The sequence below is a fragment of the Nocardia transvalensis genome (assembly GCF_015477765.1).
Classification (GTDB): domain Bacteria; phylum Actinomycetota; class Actinomycetes; order Mycobacteriales; family Mycobacteriaceae; genus Nocardia; species Nocardia transvalensis_A.
This window is the reverse complement of the sequence record NZ_JADLQQ010000001.1, coordinates 562,718-576,540: the sequence shown is the minus strand read 5'-3', so window position 1 is coordinate 576,540 and position 13,823 is coordinate 562,718. Positions and strand designations below refer to the sequence as shown.

Here is a 13,823-nt window from a genome sequence, read left to right as displayed (position 1 = left end):
GCCCGAAGCATCTCACCCGGCACCGACAAGAACGCGAAAACGGCGGAGCCGCAGCACACTCGGTCAGCGAGGCAGCGTCCACACCATCGCCATCGTGAACGGATGCCCGCGCAGATGCGCCCACTTGGGTTTGGCCTCGAGCCAGCCGTCGTCGATCACGGCCTCGGCGGTCTCGGCCAGCTGCCACCCGGCCGCCACACCGGCATTCACGTGATCGCTGAACAGATGCAGGTGCGTGCTGATGGCCAGCGGCTCGCCGGACCGGGCGGTGTAGTGGGTGGGCATCCCGGTCACCATGATGAACTGCGGGTGATAGCTGACCAGCACGAACGTGGCGCCGGGTGCGGCCAGCCGGCGCGCCTCGGCGTAGAACGGGCCCAGTTCCGGCAGATGCTCATCGATGAGCGAGGAGATCACCAGATCGTAGGCGCCGCTTGCCAATCCGCTCTCGCGCACATCACCCTGCCGCAGAGTGGTGTGCACGCCGCGGTCACGGGCCCGGGCCAGCATCCCCTCGCTCAGATCCACCCCGTCGATGTGCGTGATACCGCGCCCGCGCAACCAAGCTCCGGTACGCCCGGTACCGCACCCCAGATCGGCGGCCCGGTGCACCTGACCCCACTCCGGGCGGCGCAGCCGATCCAGCAGTGCCAGATCCATCTCGTCCAGCACCGTCTGCTCGTAGGTCGGGGCCCATCCGTCGTATCCGGTGGCCACGTCGACGGTGCGATAGTTACGGCGATCGAAATCCGCGAAGGTCGGCACCGACGCAGTATTGCGCACCGACGCGGGCACGACCCAGGCATTTTTCCGCACACCGCCGCTATGGCGCCGGGCACAACCAGCGGCCACGACGCCGCCGAGCCCGTATTCTGGCTGATCGTGGAGTCGACCGTTACCCGGGTGCCGCTGGACGGCGTGCTGATCGCCTATCGCGATTCCGGGACGGCGACCGCCGAGCATTCGCTGTCCGAGGTGCCCGTGGTGCTGGTGCACGGGATGGGCGGAGACGGACACACCTGGGACCGGTTCGCCCGCCGGCTGGTGCGGCTGGGCCGCCGGGTGATCATCCCCGACCTGCGCGGCCACGGCCGCAGCGCCCACACGGCGTCCTATCGATTCGACGAATTCGGTGCCGACGTGCTGCGGCTGCTGGACCGGCTCGGCCTGACCCGGGTGGATCTGGTCGGACATTCGCTGGGCGGTTACGCCGTCTCGTGCGTGGCGATCGAGCGGCCCGAACTGGTCCGGCGCCTGGTGATCGAGGAACAGCCGCTGCCGCTGCGCTCCGGTGACGAACAGCTCACCCTGACCCGCCGCCTGCCCACACCGCCGGAGCTGTGGCACGCCACCAGCAGCCTCCTGCGCCATCCGCGGGCGGTGCTGTCCTTCGACCGGTCGATGACCCGCCTCGCCTTGGAGCAGTTCCGCAAGCCGAATCCGGAATGGTGGGAGCGGCTGTCGGACATCACCGCGCCGACCCTGATGCTGCGGGGCGGCCCGGGTGGCATGGTCGACCCGGAGAAGCTGGAGATATTCCGCGGTTGTGTCCCCGACTGCACCGTCGAGGCCTTCGCCTGCGGTCACAGCATCCACCGCGACCGCTACCGCGAGTTCGCCGCCGCGGTGCTGCCGTTCCTCGGCCACTGAGATGCGGACTCGGCGGTCTGCTGTCGGTCCGTGCTTCTACAGTGAATCCGTGTCCGCTCTAGACCGTCCGACCCTGTTCTTCCCCGACGAGCCGCCCTTCCGGGAATGGCTGCAGGCCAACCATGCCGCGGTCGACGGCGTCTGGTTGAAGTTCGCGAAGAAGAGCGCGGGCGTCGCCTCGCTCGACCACGCGGGTGCGCTGCGCCAGGCGCTGTGTTTCGGCTGGATCGATGGGCAGGCGCGCCCGCTGGACCAGGATTTCTACCTGGTGGGTTTCACCCCGCGCCGCAAGCGCAGCCCCTGGTCGCAGCGCAATATCGGCCTGGTCGAGGAGCTGATCGACCAGGGCCTGATGCATCCGGCCGGACATGCCGAGATCGAGCGGGCCAAGGCCGACGGCCGGTGGGCCAATGCCTACGGGAGCAAGCTGCCCCAGGACTTCCTGGACGCACTCGCCGCCAACCCGAAGGCCGCGGCGTTCTTCGAGACGCTCGACAACCAGATCCGCTTCACGGTCGGCTATCACCTGGGCACCGCGGTGCGACCGGAGACGCGGGCGCGGCGGCTGGAGCGGATCATCGCCAAACTCGAGGCGGGGCAGCGGTTCTGATGGTGACCGGGTTCGAGGGGATGTCGTGTTCGGCCGCCGCCGCGGTCGATATCCCCTTACCGGGCAGTGCAACCCACGTGACCGGGTGGTTGTGCGTCGAACAGCCGGGGGCGTGGGGGCGCGACGTGATCGGCGACGAGGTGCTGGGTGTGGAGATCACCGCCGAACTGGCGTCGCGCACCAAGGCGGCACGGGTGCGCCCGACCCTGATCCGGCGTCCCGGCCGCGCCGAATTCACCGGTGTGCGAACGGTCCTGATCGCCGGTTCGCGCCCGGAGGGGTCCTGGTGCGAGAGGTTCGAGATCACGGATGTGAAGCAGCTGCTCGACCTGGACCTGCACCTGCTCAACGGTCCCGCGCCGGGTATCGGTGAGCCGGTGGCCGATCCGCCGGTCCTGGTGTGCGCCCACGGCAAACGCGATCAATGCTGCGCAAAGCTCGGCCGCCCAATCGCGGCACGGTTGGCCGCCGAATATCCCGACCGGGTCTGGGAGTGCTCGCACACCGGCGGCCACCGATTCGCGCCCGCAATGGTCCTGCTCCCGTCCGGCCTCACCTACGGCCGCTTGGACGGCGACGCCGCCGTCGAGGTGGTGGCCCAGGCACACCGGAACCTGGTGCCCCTCACGGGTTTCCGCGGACGCAGCTGCTACACCCCGCTCGAACAGGTCGCCGAAATCGCAGTCCGCGAACGCATCTCGGCCTCCGCTGACGACCTCACGGTGACAACGGTCCCCGATGCACCCCCTTCCGGCGATCCCGCCACCTTCGCGGGTGCCGCCGAGGTCACCCACCGCGACGGCCGCCGCTGGCTCGTCACCGCCCACACCATCGCCCACGCCCCGCGCCAGGCCAGCTGCGGCGCCGCCCCCAAACCGGCCACCACCCTCCGCGCCGACACCCCCCTCGAACTCCCCTGAGCCCCACCCATTCTCGCGTTCCTCGCCACATAGCCGCCCCCGCCTCGCGGCCGCCATCTCGTGTCCCCTCCAGTCTGCGCGGCTGTCCCCGTCTTCGTGATCTTGTGTTTCGTTCGGTCCGCGCAGCTGTCCCCGCCCATCGGCTGCCATCTCCTGTCCGTTCGGTCTACGCGGCCGCCCCCGTCTCGCGGTGGTGATCTCGTGTTCCGTTCGGCCCGCGCAGCTGTTCCCGCCTCGGGCCGCCATCTCGTTCCCCGCCCGGTCCGCCCTGCGGGCCGGGCGGGGGCTGGGTACTACCAGTGGGTGCCGGGGACGAGGCGGGCGGCGCGGCGGAGGGCGGTGCGGGTGAGGCGGCCTGCCGTGGAGGGCTGGCGGCGGGGTTGGGGCTGGGGGATGAGGGCTTCCGGGTCGGGGAGGTCGTCTGGGGAGGCTTCGCCCTTGGCGGCGGGGGAGTCCGGGAGTGCGCGGTAGTAGCGGTGCAGGATCGCGTCCTTGAGGCGCGGGGCGAACATGGTGCCGTATTCGCCGAGGGTGCCGATCGGGACGTCGATGCGTTTGGGGCGCTCGGCGAGGGCGCGCACGATGGTCGCGGCGGCCCACTCCGGCGATTCCGAGGGGCCCTGCTTGCCGCTGGGCGCGATCATCGGGGTGCGCACCAGCGGCATGTGGATGGTCGTGAAAGTGATGTTGTCGGCGAGCATTTCGGCCGCGGTCACCTCGGCGAACTTGTCCAGCGCGGCCTTGCTGGCGAGGTAGGCGGCAAACCGCGGGGTGGCCACCTGCACCCCGGCGCTGGAGATGTTGACGATGTGGCCGAACTTGCGCTCACGCATCTGCGGCAACAGCGCCAGCGTCATCCGGACCGCGCCGAAGTAGTTGACCGCCATGGTCCGTTCGAAATCGTGCAGCCGGTCGGTGGAGCGGTGCACGGCGCGGCGAATGGAGCGACCGGCATTGTTGACCAGCATGTCGACGTGGTCGTGCTCCTCGAGGACGGTCTTGACGGTGTGCTCGACCGATTCGTCGTCGGTGACATCGCACTGATAGGCGTAGGCCTCGCCGCCCGCCGCCTCGATCTCGTCGACCACGGCTTCCAATTCCTCGCTCCGGCGGGCGAGCAGGAATACCACCGCGCCCTTGGCGGCGACCGCGACCGCCGCGGCCCGGCCGATACCTGAGGAGGCGCCGGTGATGAGGACGTGTTTGCCGGTCAGGTCCCGGCGGGCGCGCCGACGAGCCAGATAACCGCCGGATGCGTGAGTGTCGGGCATCTCCGCTGCTCCCTTGCAGATCGATTTGTCATGAACTTACTCCAAAGTAAGTTCCCTCGCCAATGCGACTGAATCACAGTCCGGCAACCCCCTACCCACGACACCTGAATCGAATGTATGTTCGATGCAGATAAGGGACCGAGTGGTTTGCCGGAGGTGTGCATGGGCTGGGGTAACGGCCCGCCGACATGGGCGGAGCTGGAGCGCGTGCTCTCCGGCCGGGCCCGCCCCGGCGACCCGCCCGGCGACGGCGGCGACAGCCCGGCCTGGACCCGCAAGCGCGACGCCTATCGGGCCGGGCCCCGACCGCCCGCAGACGAACCGCCCGTGCCCTATGCGGAGCTGCACGCCCATTCGGCCTACAGCTTCCTCGACGGCGCCTGCCAACCGGAGGAACTGGTGGAGGAGGCGGTGCGCCTGGGCCTGGAGGCGCTCGCACTCACCGACCACGACGGGTTCTACGGTGTGGTGCGGTTCGCGGAGGCGGCGGCCGAATGGGGCCTGCCGACGGTCTTCGGCGCCGAGCTGTCGCTGGGGTCGGGACACTCTCCGTCCGAACCCCGCACCGGCGCACCCGATCCCGCCGGTCCGCATCTGCTGGTGCTGGCACGCGGCCAGGAGGGCTACCGTCGGCTGTCGCGGGAGATCTCGGCCGCGCACATGGCGGCGGGGGAGAAGGGCATTCTGCGCTACGACCTGGACCGGCTCACCGCGGCCGCGGGCGGGCACTGGCAGATTCTCACCGGCTGCCGCAAAGGCCACGTGCGCCAGGCACTGCAGCAGGGCGACGCCGAGGCGGAGGCGGCGCTGCGTGAGCTGATGGACCGCTTCGGCGCGGATCGCGTGACCGTGGAGCTCACCCACCACGGCATCCCCGAGGACGATGAGCGCAATGCCCGGTTGCTCGCCCTGGCCGATCGCGTGGGCGTACCGGTGATCGCCACCACCGCCGCGCATTTCGACGCACCCCACCGCCGTCGGCTGGCCATGGCGCTGGCGGCGGTCCGGGCGCGGCAGAGCCTGGACGAGATGGACGGTTGGCTCGGCCCCACCGGCGGCGCGCATCTGCGCTCGGGCGCGGAGATGGCCCGCCTGTTCGCGGCCTGCCCGCAGGCGGTGGCCAATGCCGCCACCCTGGCTCGCGAATGCGCCTTCGATCTGAAACTCATCGCGCCGAAACTGCCGCCGTTCGTCATTCCCGACGATCACGACGAGAACTCCTGGCTGCGAAAACTCGCCTATTCCGGTGCGGCCCAACGCTACGGATCGCCGGAGCGAAATCCCGAGGCCTATCGCCAGATCGAGCACGAACTGCAGGTGATCGCCGGGCTCGGCTTCCCCGGCTACTTCCTGGTGGTGCACGATATCGTCAGCTTCTGCCGGGACAACGACATCCTGTGCCAGGGCCGGGGTTCGGCGGCCAATTCCGCGGTCTGCTATGCGATAGGCATCACCAATGTCGATCCGGTGGCCAACGACCTTCTGTTCGAGAGGTTCCTGGCGCCCGAACGCGACGGGCCGCCCGATATCGACCTCGATATCGAATCCGATCGCCGCGAGGAGGCGATCCAGCACGTCTACACCAAATACGGCCGCGATTACGCCGCCCAGGTGGCCAATGTGATCACCTATCGCGGCAAGTCGGCGGTGCGCGATGCCGCCCGGGCACTGGGCTTTTCGCCCGGCCAGCAGGATGCGTGGAGTAAACAGGTGAGCCGCTGGACGGGAGTTTCCGGCGAGGTCCACACCGACATTCCCGCGGAGGTGCTGGAATTGGCCGGCGAGATCGAAGGGCTGCCCAGACATCTGGGCATCCATTCCGGTGGCATGGTGATCTGTGATCGGCCCATCGCCGACGTGTGCCCGGTGGAATGGGCGCGCATGCCCGGCCGCAGCGTCCTGCAGTGGGACAAGGACGATTGCGCCGCAGCGGGTTTGGTGAAATTCGATCTGCTCGGCCTCGGCATGCTGTCGGCGCTGCACTACATGATCGATCTGGTGCGCGAGCACACGGGTGAGGTCGTCGAACTGCATGAATTGGATCTGAAGGAGCCCGCGGTCTACGACATGCTGTCGCGGGCGGATTCGGTGGGCGTATTCCAGGTGGAGTCGCGCGCCCAGATGGCCACCCTGCCGCGATTGCGGCCGCGCACGTTCTACGACCTGGTCGTGGAGGTGGCGCTGATCCGGCCCGGCCCGATTCAGGGCGGATCGGTGCATCCCTATATTCGCCGTCGTAACGGGGCCGAGGAGGTCGTCTTCGAACACGAGGCGCTGCGAAATTCGCTGAAGCGGACGCTGGGGGTGCCGCTGTTTCAGGAGCAGTTGATGCAGATGGCCGTCGACGTCGCGGGCTTCACCGCGGCCGAGGCCGATCAGCTGCGCCGGGCCATGGGTTCCAAGCGCTCCACGGAGAAGATGGAGCGGCTGCGTGAACGCTTCTACGAAGGGATGCGCGAATTACATGGCATCACCGGCGAATTGGCCGATCGCATCTACGAGAAGGTGTATGCGTTCGCGAATTTCGGCTTCCCGGAAAGCCATTCGCAGAGTTTCGCCGCCCTGGTCTTCTATTCGGCGTGGTTCAAACTGCACCACCCGGCGGCTTTCTGCGCGGGTCTGCTGAATGCTCAGCCGATGGGCTTCTACTCCCCGCAGTCGCTGGTCGCCGACGCGCGCAGGCACGGGGTGGTGGTGCACGGGCCGGATGTCAATCACAGCCTCGCCGCGGCCACCCTGGAACAGCGGGGCACCCAGGTGCGGCTCGGCCTGGCTGCGGTCCGGCACATCGGCACCGACCTGGCCGAGAAGATCGTGGCCGCACGGAAATCCGGGCCCTACACCTCGTTCCTGGATCTGACCGGGCGGGTGGAGCTGACCGTGCCGCAGGCCGAGGCGCTGGCCACCGCGGGAGCGCTCGACAGCCTCGGGCTCACCCGGCGGCAGGCGCTGTGGGCGGCCGGTGCGGCGGCCGGTGAGCGTCCGGACCGGCTGCCCGGCACCGGTGCCGCCACCGCCGCGCCCGCCCTGCCCGGCATGGGGGAGCTGGAGCTGGCGGCCGCCGATGTATGGGCGACCGGGGTGTCGCCGGGCAGCTATCCCACCGAATTCCTGCGCCCGCGGCTGGATGAGCTCGGCGTGATTCCCGCAGGTCGGCTGCGCGCGGTGGCCGACGGGTCGAAGGTGCTGGTCGGTGGGGCGGTCACGCACCGGCAGCGGCCCGCGACCGCCGCCGGGGTCACCTTCATCAATCTGGAGGATGAGACCGGCATGGTGAACGTGGTCTGTTCGGTGGGGCTGTGGCAGCGCTATCGGCGCGTCGCGCAGGGGGCGCCCGCACTGCTGATCCGCGGCCGCGTTCGGAACGCCGAAGGCGTGGTCAGCGTGGTCGCCGAACACCTTCAGCCGATGGATCTTCGGATGGCGTCGAAATCCCGCGACTTCCGCTGAGTCTTCGCACCCCTTCGTCGGCTCTCACACCCGTTTCGGCGGTGGTAGAGGGTGCGTTTGCACAGAAAGGGTGCGGCTGTGCATTCGGCCGTGACAGGTGCCGCAGCCGCTGGATACCGTGCAGGAGTCGCTGGGGAAACGAACGATAGGGGGGTTCATGTCGGATTCGTGCGTGATCGATACGGCTGCCGTGCGGCAGTTCGGAAGTGTTGCGCGGCAGGCATTTCGGGAGCTCGATACCGCGGCCGGTGCGACGGTCGAGGGGATCGCTGCGGTGGCGGAGCTGATTCCCGACAGCGCGACGGTGCCGGTGTGGTGTGAAACCGCCTGTGCGCTCGCTAATTTCGTGCAACACAGCGGCGACTGGTTCGACGGGCTGGCCGAGTATGCCGAATCCGCCGTCACCGCCTGTCTGCGGTCCGATCGCGCCGCCGCGGACAGCCTCGGCCGAGTGGCGGTGCTGATATGACACCGCCGCGCTCGGTGCTGGCGACCTGGCGGGCATCGGCGGCCGCCGAGCGGTTGCGCATCGAACTCGACCGGCGGATCGAGGATGTGGAAACACTGTCGGCCGCGGTGTACGGCGAATGTCATCGGCTCGACGGCGATCGGTGGCAGGGCGCGGCCTACGATGCCGTGCTCACCCACGTCGACACGGCACACCGGCGCAACCGGATGTTCTGCGAACGCGCCGCGGCGCTGCGCGATGCCGGGGTGCGGGCCCTGTCCGAGCTGCACGACGCCGTGTCGGTCCTGCTCGACTGCGTGGCCGATGCGGAGGCCGACGGATGCGTCGTCGCCGACGACTGGACCGTGACCGCCGAGGCCGACCACCCGGCCGGACGGTGGGCCGAGGTGATCGCCGAGGCCACCGCGGCCGTCGACCGCGCCGACGAGCGTGGACGACAGGCCGTCCTGGCGGCCACGACCGAGATGACCTATCTGGCGGCATTGTTCACCTTGCCGCGCCCACCCGCGCACGGCCCGACGCCGGGTGTCGAAACCTGCCTCGCGGCACCGGTATTCATCACGCAATCACCACCGGCGGTGGACGCGCCGACCGCGGGCATCACGATGGAGCAGCTCGTCGCCATCATGCCCGAGCTGCCGCCGGATCGGGCGCAGGAGTATCTGCCTTCGCTCAATGCGGCCATGCGAGAGGGGGAGATCACCACGCCGCTGCGCCAGGCCGCGTTCCTGGCTCAGCTCGCCTACGAGAGCTGCGAGTTGCGGTATTTCGAAGAGTTGGGCGACGACGACTATTTCCGTCAGTACGATCCCGGCCGCCCCAACACCGCCGCCGGCAATACCGAACCCGGCGACGGCCCGCGCTACCACGGCCGCGGTCCCATCCAGCTGACCGGCCGGGCCAACTACCGCGCGGCGGGCGAGGCCCTCGGCCTCGACCTCGAGGGCGATCCCGCGCTGGCCGCGCGCCCGGATATCGGTTTTCGAATCGCCCAGTGGTACTGGACGTCTCGCACCCTCAATGCCCTCGCCGACGCCGGTGACTTCGCCGGGGTCACCCAGGCCGTCAACGGCGGCTACCACGGCCTCGCCGCTCGCGAGGCCTACTACTACCGCGCACTGGAGGTACTCGGATGACCGGCCTGCGACGAGGGGCGGCAGTGCTGGCTCTGATTCTCGGCGTACCGGTCGCGTCCGGATGTGCCGGAGAATTCTCGGGGGCCTCGTCGGCGACGTCCGCCGTATCGGTCGGCAGCAACGCGTGGGCAGCGGCGGGTACACAGCCGTTCGTCCATCGCTCGCGTACCGAATTCGTCGTCTCCACACCGGAAACGACGATCGGACGGTATCCGGGCAGCTACACCGATGTCGGCTTCACTCGGGACAATTCGCAGGTGTTCGCGCTCGACGGGACGGGCGGGCTGGCAGCCGTCCCGACCACAGGCGGCACGACACCCCTGCGGATCGACTGCCGCTGCGAACGGATCTTCCCGCTGCACGGCGCCGTCGTGGGCTGGTGGCAGCAGCCGGACAGTTTCGTGCAGGCCGATCTGCACGGCCCGAAACCCGCTCTGCACCGAACGGTTACGCTTCCGCCGCTGCGAGAACCGATCGCGCCGGGCAATGCGCTGTCCGATCCACGTCTGCTCGCGGCCGACGAGCGCATGCTGATCATCGCTCGGGTCGAGGCCCCGCCCGGCGCGTCCTGGGGCATCAACCACCTGTTCCTCGTCGAGTTGAGCACTGGCACGGTGCGGGAGCTGGGGCGTGTCGACGGCGTCAACACGGCCCTGGCGGCGGGTACGGTCCGCGCCGACGGCTGGGAGGTGATTCTTCCCGGCTATCGCCGCGACGGAATCGCCTGTGGGACAGCACGAATGGTCCGTATCGCACTGCCCGAGGGACAGTTGGACGTGGTCGGCATGCCCGCGGTATCCACCTGCTCGGCGCTCGAGGATCTGCGCTGGACGGGCTCGGTGGTGACCGCGACCGGATTGGCCTGGGAGCCGGGTTCGCCCGACCGGCTGACCGAAACGGCCGTGTGGAGCGGATCCGGGGCACAGTGGGACAGGCACGGGGATACCGAGACGCTCCGGTACGCCCCGCTCACCTCGCAGGCCACGCTGCGGATCCAGCGCACCGGGACCCACCGGGTGCGCGCCGATCATGCGGGCGACCTCGTACTGGCCGTCACCACCGAGGTGCGGGTGCTGGCACACGATGTGGCCGACATCCGTCTGCCGTGGCCGCAGCCATGAGCACTACGCTGCCGCTGACTGCCGACAACAGGAGCAAGACGTGCCGACCGTGGTCCGGGCGACCATTAAGCCCAACAGCAGGAAGGGCCCCCGCGTCGAAACCCTCGACGACGGCACGCTGCAGCTGTACGTGCGTGCCCCGGCCGTGGAGGGTAAGGCGAACAAGGCCGCCATCGAACTGCTGGCCGAGCACTTCGGGGTCCCCAAGAGCCGGGTCCGCCTCGCGGCGGGGGCCACATCTCGGTTCAAGCGCTTCGAGATCGACCGCTGAATCCGCGGACCACCGGCGGTTACGTCTGCTCCGGGGGGTGCACCCGCGCCCGCAGGCGTTCGTAACCGAGGGTCGTCAGCACCCCCACGATCACCGCGAAACCCACACCGACCGTGCACATCACGATCGCGCGGGTCAGCCCGGCCGAGGCGCGGGCGTCGAAATACAGGATCGATCGCACCCCGAGAAACACCTGATGCATCGGCTCGAACTCGGCCAGGACACCGTAGAGCCCGGGCGTCGCCTCGATCGGCATGATGCCGCCGGAGGAGGGCAGTCCGAGCGCGATGAACAGCAGCATGTTGATCGGCATGCCGAGGTTGTTCAGCACCGGCATACGCAGTGCGGAGGCGACCGTGGCCACCATCGCCAGATTGGCCAGCGCGGTCATGCCGATCGCCAGCGAGGCGAATGCGCTGTAGAAGTAGAGCGCCACCGGATGGCCGATCGGCATGCCCAGACGATTGGCGATCAGCTGGTAGGCCGCCGCCATCACCAGGGCCACCACCGCGACGAGCGCCCATTTGAACAGCAGCACCCGCCACCGGGAGATCCCCGGACCACTCCCGACGGCGCCGTCGACTCCGGTGCTGACCAGCGTGCTTCCGGTGAAGCCGGCGAATACCACCAGCAGGGTGTAGTAGAACGCGGAGATGCCGTTGGCCGTACCCGCGGGAAGCGGCTGGTACTGGGTGACGTTCACGTGCACCGGCTCGGTGAGGGTGATCAGCGCGGCATCCGGCAGCGGCACCCCGTTACCGCGCGCCCGCTCGGTGGCCTCCGCACCGAGCCGCCGGTTGACGTCGTCGAGGACGGGAGTGACGAGCTGGGTGGTCAGTGTGGCGGCGGTCGTGCCCGCTCGCGGGTTGGTCCGGACCTCGATACTCGGGGGAGTGCCGTCGCCGGAGCCGGGTGTGCTCAGGGCCGTCAACCGCGCGCTGAAATCCTCGGGAATCACGATCGCACCGAAGGCAGTCGCATCCGACAGCTGCCGCTCCGCCTCCGCGGCGTCGGTGACCTGCAGCCGAACTCGGTCCTCGGGGAAGGCGGCGTGGATCTCGCGGGCTACGGTCGTGCCGTATTCGCCGCGGTCGGCATCGACCAGCACCAGCGGATAGTCGTGCAGATTCCGCTGCGGATCGAGAATGCTACCCAGATACGACAGGGCCAACAGGCTCAGCAACCCCATCGCGACAATCAGCGGGACGGCCCAGAGCTTGTGGTCCCAGCCGTTTGCGGTCTCCGAGCTTTCGTCGTCGGTCGTCGACGTCACAGCGCGACGCTAACAGCGCACCAGGGGCAAACAACATGCGACATGCGGGCGGGGCCGCCCGTCACACCGCGCCCGGGAACCCGAGCTGGCGCCACGCCTCGTACACGGCCACCGCCGCCGCATTGGACAGGTTCATCGACCGCCGCCCCGGCAGCATCGGTATCCGCAGCTGGTCCGTGATGCGCGGATCGGCCAGCACGTCCTCGGGGAGCCCCGTCGGTTCCGGGCCGAACAGCAGGGCGTCCCCCTTGCGGTAGGAGATGTCGGTATTGCGGGTGGTCGCCTTGGCAGTGAAGGCGAACACGCGCTCGGGCCGGATGGATTCCCATGCGGCGGCGAGATTCCCGTGCACGCTCACCGACGCCAGATCGTGGTAGTCCAGTCCGGCCCGACGCAGCTTCGGCTCGGACAGATCGAACCCCAACGGCTCCACCAAGTGCAGCTCACACCCGGTCCCGGCGGCCAACCGGATGGCATTACCCGTGTTGGGCGGGATACGAGGCTCGAAGAACACCAGATGAAACACGTGCCCAGTATCCCGCCCGGGGCTGGGGTTACTCCGACAGGCCCATTCCGCGGGCGAGCACGGGCCACGACTCCTTGAACTCGTCCTGCCAGTAACCCCAGGAGTGCGTACCCGGGGTGTAGTGGAAGGTGGCGGGGATGCCGAGCGACTCGAGCTTCTGCTGCATGTTGCGAGTGCAGTAGGCGGTGGCGTTCTCGATGGCACCGCCGACCAGGAGCTGGCCCACGAGGCCTCCTATGCCGAGTTGATTGGTCTTGCCGTCGATCTGGGTTCGTCCGTCGCCGAGCTGTGCTTTGCGTCCGTCGATCGTGTCGTATTCCCCTGGCTCGCCGGTGCCCGAGGAGAAGTACAGCTCGAGCCCGCGCAACTGGTCGGCGTGCAGATACGGGTCGTTGGCCACCCATTCGGGAGACCCTGTCGGCCCCCACATATTGTGAGGGTTCCCCCCGGCCATTCCGACGGAGGTCCGCACGAAGTAGGAACCCATCGGGTCGCTGGTCTGAGCGCAGCCGCTGTAGGCGGCCGCCGCCTTGTACAGCCCTGGTTTGGCGATGGGCAGCGCCAGCACCGAGGTGCCGGACGTGGAGATCCCCGCGATGGCGTTGACGCCGTTGGTGCCGAGTACCGAATCCATCAGCGGCGGCAGCTCTTCGGTCAAATATGTCTTCCACTTGTTGCGGCCGAGCACCGGGTCGTCGTTGATCCAGTCCGTGTAGTAACTGCCTTTTCCGCCGATCGGCATGATCAGGTTGACATTCTTGTCGGACATGAACTGTCGTACATCGGTTTGCGCCTGCCAGGAGGCGACGCTTTCACCCGCGTCCAAGCCGCTCAGCAGATAGAGGCTCGGTCGCGGCTGCGAAGTATCCGCGGGCAGTTGGACTTCCACCGGAAAGGACCGGTCCATCGCCGCGGAGTACACCTCCAAACGGACGTTGCGGTCGTCGACCTGCTCGACCCCGGTTATCCGAGAACCGTCCTCCGACGCGGTAGACGAGGCCGCCCATTGCAACTGAGCGGTCGGGTCGGCAGACGCGGTCGATGCGCCGACTGTCGCCAGAGCACCGACAAGTAAACCGATTGCCAAGCTGTTGCCTGCGATTCGCATACGGTGAGAGTTGAGTGC

Annotated in this window: 13 protein-coding genes; 8 read left to right on the top strand and 5 right to left on the bottom strand. The window is 68.7% G+C overall.

The window, feature by feature from the left end; genetic code table 11:
* Positions 1-63 precede the first annotated feature (63 nt).
* Complete coding sequence (locus IU452_RS02610; protein WP_195107218.1) at positions 64-765, bottom strand: class I SAM-dependent DNA methyltransferase; 702 nt, start codon at positions 763-765, stop codon at positions 64-66.
* 117 nt (positions 766-882) lie between these two features.
* Between IU452_RS02610 and IU452_RS02605 the strand changes: the two genes are divergently transcribed.
* Genes IU452_RS02605 through IU452_RS02595 form a run of 3 tightly spaced genes read left to right on the top strand, consistent with a single transcriptional unit; the run spans position 883 to position 3,180 of the window.
* On the top strand, positions 883-1,650 hold the full coding sequence (locus IU452_RS02605; RefSeq protein WP_416382273.1) for an alpha/beta fold hydrolase: 768 nt from the start codon (positions 883-885) through the stop codon (positions 1,648-1,650).
* A gap of 1 nt (position 1,651) precedes the next feature.
* Positions 1,652-2,260, top strand: coding sequence for a YdeI/OmpD-associated family protein (locus tag IU452_RS02600; protein ID WP_195107216.1), 609 nt, complete (start codon positions 1,652-1,654; stop codon positions 2,258-2,260).
* Positions 2,260-3,180: a sucrase ferredoxin gene (locus tag IU452_RS02595; RefSeq protein ID WP_228816282.1), complete on the top strand. Its 921-nt coding sequence runs from the start codon at positions 2,260-2,262 to the stop codon at positions 3,178-3,180. The genes IU452_RS02600 and IU452_RS02595 overlap by 1 nt, the downstream gene beginning before the upstream one ends.
* 293 nt (positions 3,181-3,473) lie before the next feature.
* Here IU452_RS02595 and IU452_RS02590 read toward each other — a convergent pair whose 3' ends face one another.
* Entirely contained in the window at positions 3,474-4,451 is a 978-nt protein-coding gene (locus IU452_RS02590; RefSeq protein WP_195107215.1) for an SDR family NAD(P)-dependent oxidoreductase, read from the bottom strand.
* A 162-nt stretch (positions 4,452-4,613) separates the two neighbouring features.
* Between IU452_RS02590 and IU452_RS02585 the strand changes: the two genes are divergently transcribed.
* The 5 genes from IU452_RS02585 (at position 4,614) to IU452_RS02565 (ending at position 10,898) form a co-directional block, all read left to right on the top strand.
* Positions 4,614-7,901, top strand: a complete 3,288-nt coding sequence (locus IU452_RS02585; protein ID WP_195107214.1) for an error-prone DNA polymerase — start codon at positions 4,614-4,616, stop codon at positions 7,899-7,901.
* Positions 7,902-8,073: 172 nt separating this feature from the next.
* The gene (locus IU452_RS02580; RefSeq protein ID WP_195107213.1) at positions 8,074-8,370 is read left to right on the top strand and encodes a hypothetical protein; all 297 of its coding nucleotides are present in this window, start codon (positions 8,074-8,076) and stop codon (positions 8,368-8,370) included.
* On the top strand, positions 8,367-9,506 hold the full coding sequence (locus IU452_RS37860; protein WP_228816281.1) for a glycoside hydrolase family 19 protein: 1,140 nt from the start codon (positions 8,367-8,369) through the stop codon (positions 9,504-9,506). Before IU452_RS02580 ends, IU452_RS37860 begins: the two co-directional genes overlap by 4 nt.
* Positions 9,503-10,627: a hypothetical protein gene (locus IU452_RS02570; protein ID WP_195107212.1), complete on the top strand. Its 1,125-nt coding sequence runs from the start codon at positions 9,503-9,505 to the stop codon at positions 10,625-10,627. The genes IU452_RS37860 and IU452_RS02570 overlap by 4 nt, the downstream gene beginning before the upstream one ends.
* A 40-nt stretch (positions 10,628-10,667) precedes the next feature.
* Entirely contained in the window at positions 10,668-10,898 is a 231-nt protein-coding gene (locus IU452_RS02565; protein WP_195107211.1) for a DUF167 domain-containing protein, read from the top strand.
* Between the two features lie 19 nt (positions 10,899-10,917).
* Here IU452_RS02565 and IU452_RS02560 read toward each other — a convergent pair whose 3' ends face one another.
* The 3 genes from IU452_RS02560 to IU452_RS02550 all read right to left on the bottom strand — a co-directional run bounded on the left by IU452_RS02560 (position 10,918) and on the right by IU452_RS02550 (position 13,805).
* Complete coding sequence (locus tag IU452_RS02560; protein ID WP_195107210.1) at positions 10,918-12,171, bottom strand: YhgE/Pip domain-containing protein; 1,254 nt, start codon at positions 12,169-12,171, stop codon at positions 10,918-10,920.
* Positions 12,172-12,232: 61 nt separating this feature from the next.
* Positions 12,233-12,697 (bottom strand): tRNA (cytidine(34)-2'-O)-methyltransferase, encoded by a 465-nt coding sequence (locus tag IU452_RS02555; protein ID WP_195107209.1) that lies wholly within the window; start codon positions 12,695-12,697, stop codon positions 12,233-12,235.
* Positions 12,698-12,725: 28 nt separating this feature from the next.
* Positions 12,726-13,805, bottom strand: coding sequence for an alpha/beta hydrolase (locus IU452_RS02550; protein WP_195107208.1), 1,080 nt, complete (start codon positions 13,803-13,805; stop codon positions 12,726-12,728).
* Positions 13,806-13,823: the final 18 nt, after the last annotated feature.